11 protein-coding genes are annotated in these 16,688 nt (G+C 74.1%); 3 read left to right on the top strand and 8 right to left on the bottom strand.

Annotated features, from left to right (window positions below):
* Positions 1-4,548 (top strand): SCO7613 C-terminal domain-containing membrane protein (locus EAD98_RS14145; RefSeq protein ID WP_121654512.1); only part of this gene is annotated, 4,548 nt, incomplete at its 5' end.
* A 511-nt stretch (positions 4,549-5,059) separates the two neighbouring features.
* On the opposite strand, the gene purE is transcribed toward EAD98_RS14145, so the two are convergent.
* The 7 genes from purE to mca form a co-directional block, all read right to left on the bottom strand.
* Positions 5,060-5,551 (bottom strand): 5-(carboxyamino)imidazole ribonucleotide mutase, encoded by a 492-nt coding sequence (gene purE / locus EAD98_RS14150; protein ID WP_121654513.1) that lies wholly within the window; start codon positions 5,549-5,551, stop codon positions 5,060-5,062.
* Positions 5,552-5,583: 32 nt separating this feature from the next.
* On the bottom strand, positions 5,584-6,759 hold the full coding sequence (locus EAD98_RS14155; RefSeq protein ID WP_121654514.1) for a 5-(carboxyamino)imidazole ribonucleotide synthase: 1,176 nt from the start codon (positions 6,757-6,759) through the stop codon (positions 5,584-5,586).
* Positions 6,760-6,904: 145 nt separating this feature from the next.
* Complete coding sequence (locus tag EAD98_RS14160; protein ID WP_121654515.1) at positions 6,905-8,941, bottom strand: thioredoxin domain-containing protein; 2,037 nt, start codon at positions 8,939-8,941, stop codon at positions 6,905-6,907.
* A gap of 80 nt (positions 8,942-9,021) precedes the next feature.
* A complete protein-coding gene (locus tag EAD98_RS14165) occupies positions 9,022-9,909 on the bottom strand; it encodes a hypothetical protein (RefSeq protein ID WP_147457386.1) in 888 nt (295 codons plus the stop codon).
* Positions 9,910-10,065: 156 nt separating this feature from the next.
* Entirely contained in the window at positions 10,066-12,546 is a 2,481-nt protein-coding gene (locus tag EAD98_RS14170) for a bifunctional diguanylate cyclase/phosphodiesterase (RefSeq protein ID WP_199723402.1), read from the bottom strand.
* 233 nt (positions 12,547-12,779) lie between these two features.
* Positions 12,780-13,073 carry a hypothetical protein gene (locus tag EAD98_RS14175; RefSeq protein ID WP_121654518.1) on the bottom strand — a complete coding sequence of 98 codons (294 nt, stop codon included), beginning with the start codon at positions 13,071-13,073 and terminating at the stop codon, positions 12,780-12,782.
* A 48-nt stretch (positions 13,074-13,121) separates the two neighbouring features.
* Complete coding sequence (gene mca, locus EAD98_RS14180) at positions 13,122-14,003, bottom strand: mycothiol conjugate amidase Mca (protein WP_121654557.1); 882 nt, start codon at positions 14,001-14,003, stop codon at positions 13,122-13,124.
* Positions 14,004-14,200: 197 nt separating this feature from the next.
* Between mca and EAD98_RS14185 the strand changes: the two genes are divergently transcribed.
* Positions 14,201-14,641, top strand: a complete 441-nt coding sequence (locus tag EAD98_RS14185) for a DUF4307 domain-containing protein (protein WP_121654519.1) — start codon at positions 14,201-14,203, stop codon at positions 14,639-14,641.
* A gap of 169 nt (positions 14,642-14,810) precedes the next feature.
* Positions 14,811-15,308, top strand: coding sequence for a transcription elongation factor GreA (gene greA, locus EAD98_RS14190; RefSeq protein WP_053655285.1), 498 nt, complete (start codon positions 14,811-14,813; stop codon positions 15,306-15,308).
* A 61-nt stretch (positions 15,309-15,369) separates the two neighbouring features.
* Here the strand turns inward: greA and ilvA are convergent, their stop codons facing one another.
* Positions 15,370-16,590 (bottom strand): threonine ammonia-lyase, encoded by a 1,221-nt coding sequence (gene ilvA / locus EAD98_RS14195; RefSeq protein WP_121654520.1) that lies wholly within the window; start codon positions 16,588-16,590, stop codon positions 15,370-15,372.
* Between the last annotated feature and the right edge of the window lie 98 nt (positions 16,591-16,688).

The following is a 16,688-nucleotide window of genomic DNA, read 5'->3' on the forward strand; positions in this document are numbered from 1 at the left end:
GGCGAGGACTCGCCACCGCCACCGCCACCGCCGTCCTGGCTCGACGCGGACGACCCGGAGCACCCCCCGGAGGCGTCCTCCCGCGAGGTGCAGAACATCCCGCTTGGGCTGGGCGCGCTGCTGCTCGGTGTGGCCGCGGTGGTTTTCGCCGCGGTGGCGACCAGTTCGATGGACGCGCTGGCCCGGCTCGGCATCCTGCTCCTCGCCACGGCGCTGCTGCTGCTCGCCCCGCCGGCGTTGGCCCGACGCGGGCTCACCTCGACCGCCGAGACGATCTCCGCGGTCGGCCTGCTGCTGGTGCCGCTCGCCGGAAACGCTCTGTGGGCGGTGGACCGGATCGGCAACGGCGGCGCCTCCGGCGCGGTCTTCGCAGGGGTGATCTTCGCGGTCACCGCCGCCGTCGCGTTCGGGTACGCCGGCTGGACGGGCCTGCGCACCCCCCGGTTCGCCACCGTGCTCGCCGCGCAGCCGGTGCTGCCGCTGCTGGCGTACGACCGGATCACCGGGCCGGGTGGCTGGGCCCTGGTGCTCACCCTGGTCGCCCTCCTCGACCTCTGGCTGACCCGCTCCGCGGTCACGGTGGAGCGGCCCGTCCGGCAGGACCTGCCGGACCCGGGCACGCCGTCGGCGCCCCGGCAGCGCAGCGCCGAGAGCCGGCCCGAGGGCGACCCGGAGGAGGCCGCCGAGCTGGTCGACGCCGACGCGGGGTCCGCCGCCGCACTGCCGACCCGCCCCGTGCCCGGGCTGCGCGAGCTGATCTGGCTGCTCCACGCGGTGGCGGTCGCCGTCGCCCTGGCGTACGCGGTCACCGCCCTGCTCCGGGCGCAGACCGTGCCGACGGCGGCCGGCGCCGGTGCGGCGCTGATGCTGGCCGCCACGGTCGGACTGGGCGGCGCGTTGGTGCTGCGCCGCCCGCCGCTGCCGGACGTCGCGGCCGGCATCCTCACCCTGGCCGTGATCGGGACGCTCGGCCGGATCGCCTCGGTGGCGCTGCCCGGCCGGGCTCTGCTGCTGATCGCCGCGGTCATCACGGTGACCGGGCTGGCCGTACGCGCGGTCCCCGAGGCCGCCCGGCGCGGCCCGCAGGTCGCCTCGGCGGTGGCGCTCACCGTCAGCGGGCTGGTGGTGGCCGGGGGCGCGCTGCGCGCCGGCGTGGCCCCGGTCCGGGCGGCGCTGCCCGCTTGGGGCGCCGACCTCGACCGGTACCCGGCCGAGCTGGCCGCCGCGGTCGGCCCGACCACCTGGCAGCTCGCGGCCGCCGCGTTCCTGCTCACCATCGCCGCGGTGCTCGCCCTGCCGCCGGACATCCGCCGCGAGTTCGCCGTCGCCGGGGCGGCGCTGACCGCACTGGCCGTGCCGGCCTCCTTCGGTCTCGGCTGGGCGGCGGCACCCTGGCCGATGGTGCTCACCGCCGTCGGCATCGGGGTGATCGGGCTCTCCGCACGCACCACCCGGGCCGCGCAGGCGCATGCCGTCGGGGCCGCCGTGGTGGGCCTGTTCGGAGCGGGCGCCAGCCTGGTGGGGCCGGTGCTCACCGCCGCGGTCCTGCTCACCCTCTTCGCCGCCGGCGCTCTGGTCGCGCTGGCGCCCCGGATCCGGATCGCCTCGGCCGCTGCCGACACGGTTGCCGCCTGGGCTGCCGGGGGCGCCGCGTTCGCGCTGCCCGGGGCGGTCGCCGCGTTCGTGGCCGCCACCGTGCCCACCGACCCGACCCCCACCCCGGCGAGCCTGCGCGAGGTGACCGTCCCCGTGCTGGCGGCGAGCTTCCTCGCGGTCTGCGTGACCCTCGGCTACGCCGCCATGGTGCAGGTGTCCCAGCGGCGCATCCCGGCGCCGCTGTCGGTCGGCACCGGGCTGGGCGCGCTGGTGGTCACCGCCGCCGCCTTCGGCGCGCCCGGGGCGACCGTCGCCGACGCCTGGGTCGGGGCCCTGCTGCTGGTCGCCGCCGTACTGCTCTTCCTGGCACCGTCGATCGACGCCGGCCGCCGCTCCGACCACAAGCTGGACGGCTCGGACCTGGCCGCCGCGGCGGTCACCACCGCCCTGATCGCCACGCTGGTCCGGATCGCCGCCGTGCTGACCCCGGGCGGTCAGCTGGCGGTGGCCGCCGGCCTGGTGCTGGTGGTCGCCGTCGGGGTCCGCGCCATGCCCGAGGAGTGGCGGCGCGGGCCGATCCTCGGGATCACCGTCGGCGGCCTGCTGATCGGCGTACTGGCCGGGTGGACGGCGCTGCGCGGTGGGTTGGGCGTCCTGGCGACCCCCGGTCCGATCTGGGACGGCAACCTGAGCGACTGGCCGGCCGCGCCGACCGGCGGCGCCACCTGGCAGGCCCCGGTCGCGCTGGTCCTGCTGGCCATCGCCGCCGGCATCCTGCTACCCCCTCCGTGGCGGTGGGACGTGTCCGGCGCGGCGGTGGTGCTCGCCACGATCGGCGCGCCGGCCGCGTTCGACCTGCCCTGGTGGTCACCGGTCCTCGTCGGCGGAATGGTCGCCACCGTCTACGGGATGGCCGCGGTGGCCACCGAGGAGGCCCGGGCCGGGCTGTCCCGGGCCACCGTGGCCGGAGTGGTCGCGCTGCACGCGGCCGGCGCCGGCCTGGTCCGACCGTGGACCACCGCGCTGGCGCTGGGCAGCATCGCGCTGATCGGCGTGGTGGTGGCCGCGCTGGCCCGCGTACTGGCCGGCCCGCAGGTCACCGACATCGAGACCGAGGGGATGCCACCGCACCTGGTGCAGATCGGCGGTGCGGCCGCGGGCGCCGCCCTGCTGGCTCTGCCCGGCTCGGTGGCGGCACTGGCCGCCGAGTTCAACCACTCGGCACAGGTGGTGTTGACCGCCGCGCTGGCCGCGTCCAGCCTCGGTCTGGCCACCGTCGCCGCCGTCCGCCGGCACGTCCCGCAGTACCTGCCCTGGGTCAGCGTGGCCGTGGTCGGCGGGGCCACCATCAGCGCACTCGCCGCCATCCCCACCGGCCTCGCCTCGGGCGTCTACGCGGCCGCCGCCGCGCTCCTCGGCGTACTGGCCGAGCTGATCCGCGCGGCCACCGTGCCGCCGACCGGCTCGGCCCAGCCGGTCCGGCGCTGGGCGGTGCTGCTCGACGGCGCACTGCGACGACTGCCGGACGACCCGGAGCGGCGGCGCTGGCGGGTCAGCCCGTCCGCCGGCGCGCTGGCCGCAGCCGGCCTGCCGACCGCCCTGGCGCTCGCGTCGATCACACCCGCTCTGATCACCGCCCTGGTCGAGCCGCACCGCACGTTGAGCCGCATCTGGCAGGGTCCGCCGCCGGAACTGCTCTCCCCACCGCCGGACGTGGTCGACCCGACCCACGTGCTGACCGCGCTGCTGCTCACCGCGACCGCAGCGCTGGCCGCCACCGGATTCAGCGGTGGACGGCGGTCCCGGGCCGTGCCGGTGGTGCTGCCCGGCGCCGCCGTCACGCTGCTAATCGCGCCCATCGCGCTGGGCAACGGGTGGCCGGCGAGTTCCCTCGCCGCGCTCTCGGTCTTCACCATCGCGATGCTCGGCCTCGCACTGACCCCACCCCCGCCACTGGTCGAGCCGGCCCGCTCGCTGCGGTTGGCCCGGGTGCTGGTGTTCCTCATCGGCCTGGCCGCCGGAGGCGCCGGGCTGGCCGGCAGCCTGGCCACCCGGGAACTGACCCTGTTCACCCTCGGCGGCGCGGTCGGCGTGGGCGTGGTGGCGGCGCTGTACGGCACCACCCAGCGGGCCCGCATTCTCGGCTGGCTCTTCGCCTCGCTGATGGCGCAGCTCTTCGTGCTCACCGCCGGCCTGGTCGCCGGGCTGGCCGCGGTCTGGTCCGCGTTCGGCGTCCTCGCGGTCGGGGCGGCCCTTCAGGTGTTCGCGGCGACCCTGCCCCGACTGCGTCGACCGGAGGCGCAGCGCGAGGCCGCGACCGTGGAATGGAGCGGGTACGCGGCGGCGCTGATCGCACTGGCCCTCGCCTTCGACTCGCCCCGGCACATCGCCGCCCTGCTCGCCGCGTGGGGCGCGGTCCTCGGGGTGGCGGCGACCCGACCCAACCGCCGGCCGGTGGAACGCCGGATCCTGTTCTGGGCGGTGGTGGCCTGCGAGATCACCGCCTGGTGGATCCTGATGCGGGTCGCCGACGTGGCGCTGCCCGAGGCGTACACGCTGCCGTTCGCCGCGCTGGCTCTGCTGGTCGGGGTGCTGGAGCTGCGCCAGCGCTCGGACATGAGCAGTTGGGTGGCGTACGGGCCGGCGCTGGTCGCCGCGTTCGTGCCCACGCTGGCGATCGTGCTGGCCACCGAGTCCAGCACGCTGCGGCAGATGCTGCTGCTGCTCGGCGCGGTGGCAGTGCTGATCTTCGGCTCGTCCAGCCGGCAGCAGGCGCCGGTGATCGTCGGCGCGTCGGTCACGGCGATCACCGCGATCCACGCGCTGTTCAGCCTCGGCCCGTGGCTGGCACTGATCCCGGTGGGCATCCTCCTGCTGATCCTCGGCGCCAGCAACGAACGCCGCCGTCGCGCCCAGGAACGCCTACAGACCGCCCTACGCGGCATGAGATGAATCGGAGGGTCCCCACGGCGTCGGGTGAGTGGGCACGCTGAGCGTGCCAGGTACGTACAGCGGGCTGCGGCTGAGCGTGCCGCGGTACGTACGGTGGCTGCGGTTAGCGGGGCGGGTGGGTGCGTCGGTTGCGGTGAGCGTGGGGGCTTGCCAACCCTCAGGACAGGATGACCGCACCGTGGCGACCAAGATCCGCACAACAACAGGGAAAGTGCTGCCTCCGCAGCGCCCGAGGCAACACTTTCCCTGAAAGTGCGCAACCAGCGGGCACCCCCGCCGGCACCCCGCTGGCCGGTGACCCGACGTGGGGCATCACCGGCAGGCCGCGACACCCGGTCGGACCCGGCGGAGCACAGGGTTTCGGGGGGAGCCCGCCCGCGGAGGGATCAAGCCTGACCGCCCGGAGCGGGCGGGCTCCCCCCGAAACCCCCACGGCCGAAACCCACGGCCAACAACCCACGGCCGAAACCCACGGCCAACACCCCACGGCCAGCCCGGACAAGGGCAGCGATCAGCTGAGAGTCTCCTGGAGAGCGGCTTCCTTGGCGGCTACCAGCTGCTCCAGATCCTGCTGGTAGGTCGCCATCTTGGCGCGCAGGTGCTCGTCGGCCGCGCCGAGGATCCGCACGGCGAGCAGGCCGGCGTTGCGGGCGTTGCCGATCGACACGGTGGCCACCGGGATCCCGGCCGGCATCTGCACGATGGAGAGCAGCGAGTCCATGCCGTCGAGGTGCTTCAGCGGCACCGGCACGCCGATCACCGGCAGCGGGGTCACCGAGGCGACCATGCCGGGCAGCGCGGCGGCCCCGCCGGCACCAGCGATGATCACCTTGAGGCCCCGGTCGGCGGCGTCGCGGCCGTACTCGATCATCGCGACCGGAGTCCGGTGGGCCGAGATCACCCGGACCTCGTACGGCACCCCGAAGTCGTCCAGCACCTCGGCGGCGGCCCGCATGGTCGGCCAGTCCGAGTCGCTGCCCATGATCAACCCGACCGTGCTCACTGCGGCTCCCTCATCGTTCGCGCCCGTGCGGCTCACTCGTGGCCCTCGCGCAGCCAGCGTGCGGCACGCACGGCCCGCGCCCGTACGTCGTCCAGGTCGTCGCCGAGCACCGTGACGTGCCCGATCTTGCGGCCGGGCCGCACCTGCTTGCCGTAGAGGTGCACCTTGGCCCCCGGCTCGGCCGCGAAGAGGTGGTGCAGCCGTTCGTCGATCGACATCCCGCCCGGCTCGCCGCCGAGCACGTTCGCCGACACCACGACGGGGGCGGCCAGCGCGGTGTCACCCATCGGGTAGTCCAGGACCGCCCGCAGGTGCTGCTCGAACTGGGAGGTCCGGGCCCCCTCGATGGTCCAGTGCCCGGAGTTGTGCGGACGCATCGCCAGCTCGTTGACCACGATCGCCGGGCGGCCGGCCGCGTCACGCACCTCGAAGAGTTCCACGGCGAGCAGGCCGATCACGCCGAGCGCCGTGGCCAGGTCGATGGCGAGCTGCTGGGCGGCGACCGCCAGCTCCTCGTCCAGGCCGGGCGCCGGGGCGAGCACCTCCACGTTGATGCCGTCCCGCTGCACCGTCTCGACCACCGGGTACGCGGCCACCTGGCCGAACGGCGAGCGGGCCACCTGCACGGCCAGCTCCCGCAGCAGTGGCACCCGTTCCTCGACGATCAGCCGCGTGCCGCCGGCGAGCAGGGTTCGCGCCAGCTCGGTGGCCTGGGTGGCGTCGTCGACCATCCAGACTCCCCGGCCGTCGTAGCCGCCCCGGGCCGCCTTGAGCACCACCGGCCAGCCGACCTGCTCCCCGAAGGCGATCAGGTCGGCGGGCTCACTGACCGGCTGCCACGCGGGGTTGGGCGCGCCCAGCTCGGTGAGGCGTTCCCGCATGACCTGCTTGTCCTGGGCGTGCAGCAGCGCGTCCGCCGGCGGGTACAGGGTGACGCCCTCCGCGGCCAGCGTGCGAATGTGCTCGGTGGGCACGTGCTCGTGGTCGAAGGTGACCACGTCGCAGCCCTTGGCGAAGGTGCGCAGCGCGGCCAGGTCGGTGTGGTCGCCGTACTGGACGTCGGCGGCGACCAGCGCCGCGCCGTCGTCGGGGGCGACCGCGAGTACGCGCAGTGACTGGCCGAGGGCGATCGCGGCCTGGTGGGTCATCCGGGCCAACTGGCCGCCACCCACCATGCCGACAACAGGCAGACCGGTACGGGAATCCATAGCGCGGCCAGCCTATCCGGGCCGTCGGCGCGGCCACCCGCAGGGCCGGCGCTCCCGCCGTCGACCCGTTCGCGTGCCGCCGTGGGTGCCGGCCCCGGGCGGGGGCGACCTCGCGGACCGCTACGCCGGGCAATCGGCGGCACGCTCAGCCGAGCTCGGCGACCAGCTCCTCGACCGACGTGACCGGGCGCTGGCAGACGAAGCCCCGGCAGACGTACGCGGCGGACCGCCCGTCGACCAGCGGCCGGTCGACCAGCAGGGGCACCCCGGGCTGGTCCGGGCGCCCGGCGACCACCACCGCGCCGGGCGGGGCGTGGCGGTGGGCGGCTGCCACCAGCGGGTCGCCGGCCGGGTCGTCGGTCGCCACGGCGATCTCGTACGGCCCGGAGAGCAGCGCCTCGCCGACCGTGGCCGCGTACCCGGTGAACCGGGCGTGCCGCCCGACGATCGGCGCGACCGTGCCGAGCGCCACCTCGGCGGCCTCCCGGTAGCGGGTCTCCCCGCTCAGGGCCGTGTACGCGACCAGCCCGGCGATCAGCGCCGACCGCCCGGACGGGGTGGCGTTGTCGGTCGGGTCCGCCGGCCGGGTGACCAGCCGCTCGGCGTCGTCGGCGGTGTCGTAGAAGGCGCCGCCGGGCGCGGCGAAGTGCTCCAGCGCGGTGTCGAGCAGCCCGCCGGCCAGCGTGAGCCAGCGGCCCTCGCCGGTGAGCTGGTGCAACGCGCAGAACGCCTCGGCCACGCAGCCGTAGTCCTCCAGCACGCCGGCCGGCTCACCGACCGCACCGCCCCGGGAGACCCGACGCAACCGGCCATCGACCAGGTGCACGGTGGCCAGGTGCTCGGCGGCGTCGCGCATCGCACCGTCGACGACGATGACGACGCCCTCCATCAGGTTGGCGTCCTCGTCCTGCGGCGACGCGTACAGCGCGACGACCTGCTGGAACTCGACGATGGCGGTGATCGCCAGACCGTTCCAGGCCGCCACCACCTTGTCGTCACGGGCCGGCTGTGGGCGGTTGTCCCGGGCCGTGAGCAGCCGCCCCACCACCTGCTGCCAGCGGGCCCGGACCTCGGGTGCGGCATCGTCGACGTCCCGGGCGAGCCGCAGCACGCTCGTGCCGTGCTCAAAGGTGCCGTCTTCGGTTACGGCGAACAGGTCGGCCGCCCAGCGGCCGTCCTCCTCGCCCAGCACCTCGACCAGTTGGGCCGGCGTCCAGGCGTAGGTGAGCCCCTCGACGCCTTCGGTGTCGGCGTCCAGCGCGGACGCGAAGCCCTCCCCCGGCCGGTGCAGCTCGTCGGCGAGGAAGCGGGCGGTGTCCCGGGCGACCCGGCGCGCCAGCGGGTCGCCGGTCAGCCGCCAGATCTGGGTGTAGACCCGCAGCAGCAGCGCGTTGTCGTAGAGCATCTTCTCGAAGTGCGGCACCGTCCAGTGCGCGTCCACCGAGTACCGGGCGAAGCCCCCGGCGAGCTGGTCGTAGATGCCGCCCCGGGCCATCGCCTCGGCGGTGTGCCGCACGATCTCCAGGCTGCGCGGATCGCCCGTGCGCTGGTGGTGACGCAGCAGGAAGAGCAGGTTCATGTGCGGCGGGAACTTCGGGGCGCCCCCGAAGCCGCCGTTGGTCGTGTCGTACTCGCCGGCCAGGTTGGCGGCCGCGGCGTCGAGCAGCGGGGCGTCCAGCGGCGCGGTGGGTCCGCCCACGGCCTGGGCGCCGCCGATCGCCTCGACCACCGCAGCGCCCTGGCGCAGCACCTCCTCGCGCTGGTCCCGCCAGGCGGTGGCGACCGACTGGAGCAACCGGACGAAGTTCTCCCGCGGAAAGTAGGTGCCGCAGAAGAACGGGGTGCCGTCCGGGGTGGCGAAAACTGTCATCGGCCAGCCGCCCTGACCGGTCATCGCCTGGGTGGCGGTCATGTAGACCGCGTCCACGTCCGGGCGTTCCTCACGGTCCACCTTGATCGATACGAAGTCGTCGTTCATCAGGGCGCCGACGTGCTCGTTCTCGAACGACTCGTGCGCCATCACGTGGCACCAGTGGCAGGCGGCGTAACCCACCGAGATGAGCACCGGCACGTCCCGCCGCTTCGCCTCGGCGAACGCCTCGTCGCACCAGGGCCACCAGTCGACCGGGTTGTCGGCGTGCTGGAGCAGGTAGGGACTGGTGGCGCTGGCGAGTCGGTTCACCCGACGACCATAACCAGCCCCGACCGGATGCGCCGGGCGGTCACCCGGCCCAGGCCGCGCGGGCCTGGGCCGGGCGCGGATCAGCGCCGCCTCAGGCTGACCGTCGCGGTCGCGGAGTCGCTGACGAAGATGTCGTACGTGGTGTCGTACGAGCTGGCATTGGCGGTCACCTCGACGTCACCCTTCCGGAACGGGGTGGAGGTGAACGAGGGTGAGCTCGTGGTCCAGGCGACCGGGGCGCCCGGGGTGCAGGCCACCTCAGCCCGGACGAGTCCTTCGGCGCGCCTGCCGTGCCACGTCTGGGTCATGCCGCCCTCGACGTAGACGGTGGCCGGTGCGGTGCAGGTCACGGTGCCGCGCACCGTCGCCTCGTCGGTGCGGGTGTCGATCGTGCCCGAGGTCGCCACCTGCACGCCGACGGCGAGCACCGGCGGCGCCGGTGGGTTGGCGACGTGCACCTCGCCGCGGGCCGAGCCGGTGCTGTAGTTGCAGCGCTGCTCGAACGTGGCGTCGAACCGTTCCAGGTAGCCGTGGGGGCCCCAGGAGATGTCCGTGACGGTGAACGAGCCGGTCTGCCCGTTCGTGCAGAACCGGTCGTTGCCGCTCAGCGCGATCCCGGGCAGCGGGCTCTCGTAGAGATACTCGGTGGCGCCGGTGTAGGTGCCGACGGTCAGCGGCTGACCGACCGGCGCGCTCAGGTCGATCGTCCAGGGCCCGGCGGGCGGGTCGAAGACCTGGACGGTGAGGTGGTTCGCGGTGCCCCAGACGTTGAAGCCGTCCCCGGTCGCCGTGGCGAACGAGTAGCTCCGGCCTTCGCTGACCGGGTCATCCGGATCGCCGGTGACGGCCAGCGAGCCGGACTGCGGCGCCTTGGCCTGCACTGGTGGGGCTGCGGCCAGCGCGCCGACCGTCGCGGCGGCCAGCGCGAGCGCTGCGGCGAGGATGGGACGTTTCCGGGAGAGTCGCATGCTGTCCCCTCGACAGGTGAACGTGGCGGCTCCGTAGATCACGACATCCACGCAGCTCAATCGCGACTCTAGGACGTCGGCGGACGATTGACTGCCCCGTCCGGAAGTGATCAGCGGCGGACGCCGGCGGTCCGGAGGCGGCTTCGGCGCGCAGGGTCAGGAGGCGCCGTCGGCGCGGAGGCGGAAGACGTTCGACTCCGCCGAGTCGCGCAGCGAGCCGAGCACCGCGCCGATCTTGTCGGCGGGCATCGGCTTGAAGAAGTGGTAGCCCTGCGCGGAGGTGCAGCCCAGCTCGGCGAGCGCCATCCGCTGCTCGGCGGTCTCCACCCCCTCGGCCACCACCCGCAGCCCCAGCTCGTGGGCGAGGCCCACGGTGGTTCGTACGATCGCAGCCGCCTCCGGCGAGTCCGCCATCCGGATCACGAAGGAGCGGTCCACCTTCAACTCGTCCACCGCGATCCGGGTGAGGAAGGTCAGCGAGGAGAAGCCGGTGCCGAAGTCGTCCACCGCGAGCTGCACACCCATCGACCGGAGCGTGGCCAGCACCTCGTCGATGACCTCCAGCTCGCTCATCACCACCGTCTCGGTGATCTCCAGGACCAGCCGGTGCGGCGGCACCTGGTGCCGGCGCAGCGCGTCGGCGATCTCCGTCGGCAGCCGGGGATCGAGCAGGCTACGCGCCGACAGGTTGACCGAGATCGGGACGTCGAGCCCCTCCCGGGCCCAGTCGGCGGCCACGCTGAGGGCCTTGTCCAGCACGTACCGGGTGAAGGTGCCGAGCTGCTCGCTGTTTTCCACCGGGCGGATGAAGTCGGCCGGGCCCAGCCAGCCGCGCCGGGGATGCCGCCACCGGATCAGCGCCTCCACGCCGGTGGGCGCGCCGGTCGCCAGGTCGACCGCCGGCTGCAACGCCAGCACCAGCTGGTCGTCGACCTCCAGCGCCTCACGCAACTCGGCGAGCAGGGCCAGCTGGTCGGTGCTGGCCGCGTCCCGGGTGCTGTCGTACGCGGCGACACTGCCGCCACCCTCCTTGGCCTGGTACATCGCGATGTCGGCCCGGCGCAGCAGCTCCGTCAGGTCGGCGGTGCCAGCGTCGGCCACGACCACCCCGACGGAGACCTCGATCGACATCCGCACCCCGGCCACCTCGGTCGGCGCGGCCAACCGTTCGGCGATCTCCCGGGCCTGGCGGAGCGCGTGCGCCATCGGGGCGGCCCGGTCGCCGACCACCGGCACCGAGCTGAGCAGCAGAGCGAACTCGTCGCCACCGAGCCGGCCGAGCAGGTCACCGGGGCGGGCCATCGCGCTGAGCCGGTTCGCGGTCAGCCGCAGCAGTTGGTCACCCGCGGCGTGCCCCAGCGTGTCGTTGACTTCCTTGAACTGGTTGATGTCCAGCAGCAGCAACGCCACCGGGTGGTCGTGCGCGAGCTGCCGCAGCGTCTGATCACCCTTGCCGAGCATCGCGGCCCGGTTGGCCAGCCCGGTGAGCGGGTCGTGCACCGCCTCGTACGACGAGCGGGCGGTGACCAGACGCAGCTCGCGGTGGGTCGCGGCGTCGTGCAGCGCGGCGGCGAGCGCGTCGCCGAACGCGGCCACCGCGTCGCGTTCCCGGGGGGTGGGTGGAGCGGACCGGGGGAACCGGACCCGCAGCCGACCGACCGGCGCGGCACCGACCGACAGCGCACGGATCAGCTCGTCCTCGTCGGGCTCCGACCGGCCCGGCGGGCCCACCTCCCGGTCGACCAACTGGCCGCCGGCGTCACCCCGGTAGCGGCGCCACCGGCCGTCGGCCCGGGCCACGTCCACATCGACCAGCTCGGCGTTGAACAGCGCCAACGCGCCGGTCACCGCCGCGCTGGCCACGCCCCGCTCGTCGAGCTGGTTGAGGGCCGCGGTGGCCTCGGCGAAGGCCCGCCACGTCCGGCGTTCCTGGTCGGCGCGCAGCCGGTAACGGTAGGTCTGCTGAAGCAGCCAGAGCAGCGGCGGGAGCAGCAGCAACCAGCGCGGGTCGAGCTCCAGCAGCGCGACCACCACCAGGCCGACCGCCACGTTGCCGACGAACATCAGCAGCTTGCCGCGCAGCGCGGCGAGCAAAGGGGGCCCGATCGGCAGCCCGTGCCGCAGGCCCAGCGTCACCCCACCGAGCCAGGCGGTCACCAGGAGGTACGTCACCGAGCCCGCGATCACGGCCAGCGCCAGCATCGGGGTGGGCGCGGCGAGCAGCGGATGGCCCAGCGCGGTGGCCACGGACACGGCCAGCGCCGACGCGGCGGCCAGCGACGCGGCGATCCGGACGATCTCCAGCATCGGACGGCGGTCGTTGTGCAGCGAGAGGACCGTCCAGGCCAGCCCGGCGCCGAGCAGGGTGGCCGCCGGCAGCCAGCCGGCCGGCGCCAGGTAGAGGCAGACGATCAGCGCCGCCTCACCCCAGGTGATGCTGACCATGCCGGCGGCCGAGCGGAACCGCAGCCGTGCGAACTGGGCGACGGCGAAGACGGCGACGGCGATGCCGAAGCGGGCCGGCCCGCCGAGCGGATCGTCGGCCGGCAGCCCGTGCGGGAGGGTCAACCCGACCGCGGCGGCGATCAGGGCGGTCAGCGTCACGGCGGCGGTGAGCACGAGCAGCCGGGCCGGCATGCCGCGCACCCCGAGCCGGTCGAACGGGTCGCCGGCCGGGCCGGAGGTCATCGACCTCCCCCGTCAGCCGACCGACCGACGACGGTACGGCGGGCGGCCGGTGCTGTGACGGTCATCGGCGCCCCCTTCCGCGCACGGCTCGGGAACTTTTGGTCCCCCCGGCGGAAGGCTAAGCCAAACCGGGTGGTCGCAACAGGGGGCGACCACCCGGTTCGGCGTGAATCATGCGCGGACTACCCGTTCCGGTGCTGCTGGTGCCCGTTGGGAGCGGGCGTGGAGGAATCACGCGCTCCGGTCCCGTCTGTCGGATCGGCGACTGCCGCTTCGGCCCTGGTCGGGTCGGTCGGCGGCGTCTGCTGCGGAAACCGGCCGGGCAGCCGGCGCAGCCGGGCGTTCATGTTGCGGATCAGCAGGATGGTCGCGGCGGCCAGCAGCAGGATGAGGAACAGGCCCATCGGACCGGCCAGACCACCCGTGCGGGTGTCCCCGAAGTTGTTCTCCGCGAGCACCTGGGCAGCGGTCAGCATGGCGTTCCTCCGATGTGCGGTTGGTTACCAGGGTAGCCCTGCGCGGAATCAGCGCGCGTGCGCCGTCTCCCGCACCCCGGCGAACAGATCGGACTCCGGCATCGGGCTGTCCACCACCGAGCGGGCGAGCTCGTAGTCCTCCGTCGGCCAGGCCCGCTGCTGGAGCTCCATCGGCACGTGGAACCAGAAGCCGTCCGGGTCGACCTGGGTGGCGTGGGCGCGCAGCGCGTCGTCGCGGACCGGGAAGTAATCGGCGCACTGCACCCGGGTGGTGATGCGGGGGCCCTTGTCCGGCCGGTCCTCCCAGCGCTTGAGCCACTCCTCGTAGGGCGACTCCTGGCCGATGGCGAGCATGCCCTCGTGCAAGGCCATGATCTTGGCCTTGGAGAAGCCGATGTCGTAGTAGAGCTTCAGGGGCTGCCACGGGGCGCCCAGCTCCGGATAGCGCTCCGGGTCGCCGGCCGCCTCGAAGGCGGCCACGCTCACCTTGTGGCACATGATGTGGTCGGGGTGCGGGTAGCCGCCCTCTTCGTCGTACGTGGTGACCACGTGCGGACGGAACTCGCGCATCAGCCGCACCAGCGGGCCCGCGGCCACCTCGACGTCCTGGAGGGCGAAGCAGCCCTCGGGCAGCGGCGGCAGCGGGTCACCCTCGGGCAGCCCGGAGTCGACGAAGCCGAGCCACGCCTGCTCGACGCCGAGGATCGCCCGGGCGGCGTCCATCTCGGCACGGCGGATCTCGCCGATGTCGGCCCACACGTCGGGGCGGTCGAGCTTGGGGTTGAGCACGCTGCCGCGCTCGCCGCCGGTGCAGGTCACGACCAGGACGTCCACGCCCTCGGCGACATACTTCGCCATGGTCGCCGCACCCTTGCTCGACTCGTCGTCCGGGTGCGCGTGGACGGCCATGAGACGCAGCTGTTCTGCCAACTTCGGCACTCCTCGTCTGTGCCGGCCGGTGGACCCGACCGGGCTCGACCGGCTGACCCGCCGGAATCCCCCGCACCCGATGGCCGGTCGGCGCCATGGGGCCCGACCTGCCATTCCTGCCGCTGAGCCGGGCTGGGAGGATGGACTCTGTCATTCTTGCTGATGCCGCCGACAACAACGCCAGGAGATACCCGCCGGTGACCGAGACGCACGCCACAATTTCGCCGGGCGCACCGGTTTTCCCGGCCGGCCGCTACGGCCGCCGTCGGGCGACCGGCGGCGGGCGCCGTCGCACGCTGCTGGCCGCGCTGGCGCTGCTGGTGCTGGTGGGGGCGCTGAGCCTGATCTCGTTCCGGCTCTACCGGCAGTACGGCGATCCCGTCTACGACGCCCAGGTGATCACCTACACCGACATCACGGACAACCAGGTGCTGGTCGACTTCCGGGTGACCGTGCCACCGGGCGGATCGGCGGTCTGCGTGCTGCGCGCCCGGGACCGCGCCGGCGCCGAGGTGGCCCGCGAGGAGGTCACGGTGACCGCCGAGCCGGGCGACCGGCACGTGACCGCCCGGCACCGCCTGGCCACCACCGCGCGGCCGTTCATCGGCGAGGTGCTGCGCTGCCGAGCCCCGGTCTGAGCGGCCAGGACAGCGCCGCGGCAGGGAGCCGCGAACGGGCCGTGCGGGCCCCCGCCGCCCGGCGTCGGATGCGGACACCAGCCGTGATCGCCGACACCCTGTGTCGTACCGCACTGGTAACTTGGTAGTTCACCTGTCAGCCAGCCACGCACAACTGAGGAGACCGCCTGTGTCCACTGGCAACGAGGCGCCCGCCACCTGGCTGTCGCAGGACGCGTACGACCGCCTCCAGGCCGAGCTCGACGAGCACATCGCCAACCGCCCGGCGATCGCCGCGGAGATCAACGCCCGGCGCGAGGAGGGCGACCTGCGGGAGAACGGCGGCTACCACGCCGCCCGCGAGGAGCAGGGCAAGGCTGAGGGCCGGATCCGCTACCTGCAGGAGCTGCTGCGCACCGCCAAGGTCGGCGAGGCGCCGACGACGGATGCGGTGTCGCCCGGCATGGTGGTGACGATCTACTTCGACGACGACACCGATGACACCGAGACCTTCCTGCTCGGCTCCCGGGAGATCGCGGCCACCACCGACCTGACCGTCTACAGCCCCGAGTCGGCGCTCGGCAAGGCGATCCTGGGCGGTCGGCCCGGGCAGACCTGCACCTACACGGCGCCGAGCGGCGCCGACATCAAGGTGACCGTGGTCAGCTTCGAGCCGTTCTCCGGCTGATCGCCACCGGCCCCACCGCACGCTGAGGCGTACCGCCGCCGGGGCGTGGCACCTGCGGGTGTCACGCCTCGCCGGCGAAGACCACCTGGTAGCCGCTGGCCCGCAGCGCGCTGATCAGCGTGTCCGAGTGCTCCACCCCTCGTGTCTCCACCGACAGCGCCACCTCCACCTCGCCGAGGCCGAGGTGCGGGTTGGCCCGCTGGTGCTCCACGTCCACCACGTTGGCCCGGTGCTCGGCGATCTGGCTGAGCAGCGAGGCCAACTGCCCGGGCCGGTCCGAGCAGCGCACCGTCACCCGGAGATAGCGACCCGCGGCGGCGAGCCCGTGTTCGATCACCCGCAGCATCAGCAACGGGTCGATGTTGCCGCCGGAGAGCACCGCGACCACCGGGGCCTCCACCTGCACCACACCGGCCAGCAGTGCGGCCACGCCGACCGCGCCGGCCGGCTCGACCACCTGCTTGCCGCGCTCCAGCAGCATCAGCAGGGCCCGGGAGATGTCCTCCTCGGAGACCGTGACGATCTCGTCGACCAGCTTGCGGACGTGGCTGAAGGTGATCTCGCCCGGCCGGCCGACCGCGATGCCGTCGGCGATGGTGGAGAAGGCGGGCAACCGGACCGGTTCCCCGGCCACCAGTGAGGGCGGGAAGGCCGCCGCGCCGGCCGCCTGCACGCCGATGATGCGGACGTCGGGTCGCAGCGCCTTGGCGGCCACCGCCATGCCGGAGATCAGACCACCGCCACCCACCCCGGTGATGATGGTCCGTACGTCCGGGCACTGTTCGAGGATCTCCAGCGCCACCGTGCCCTGGCCGGCGATCACATCCGGGTGGTCGAACGGGTGGATCAGCACGGCGCCGGTGCGCTCGGCGTACGTGTGCGCGGCGACCAGCGCCTCGTCGACCGTGTTGCCGACCAACTCGACCTGCGCGCCGTACCCCTTCGTGGCGGCCACCTTCGGCAGCGGCGCGTTGACCGGCATGAAGACCGTGGCGTGTGTGCCGACCAGGCCGGCGGCCAGCGCCACGCCCTGCGCGTGGTTGCCGGCGCTCGCCGCGACCACGCCGCGTTCCCGCTCCGCCGCCGACAGCCGGGAGATGCGCACGTACGCGCCGCGCACCTTGTAGGAGCCGGCCCGCTGCACGTTCTCGCACTTCAGCCACGTCGGCCCACCCAGCGCCGCGCTCAGCGGCCGGGAGGGCTCCAGTGGCGTGGTCCGGACGACGCCGGCGAGCAGTTTCCGCGCGGCCCGCACGTCGTCGAGCCCGACCAGTTCCGTCATGCCCCGATCGTGCCACCCGCCCCCGGCGTCCCCTGCGGCGACACCGGGGTCGTCGGAGGCGCCGCGGCCGGCACGGGTCCACCCGGCACCGGCGCAGC

It is taken from the genome of Micromonospora sp. CV4, assembly GCF_003667455.1.
GTDB lineage: Bacteria > Actinomycetota > Actinomycetes > Mycobacteriales > Micromonosporaceae > Micromonospora.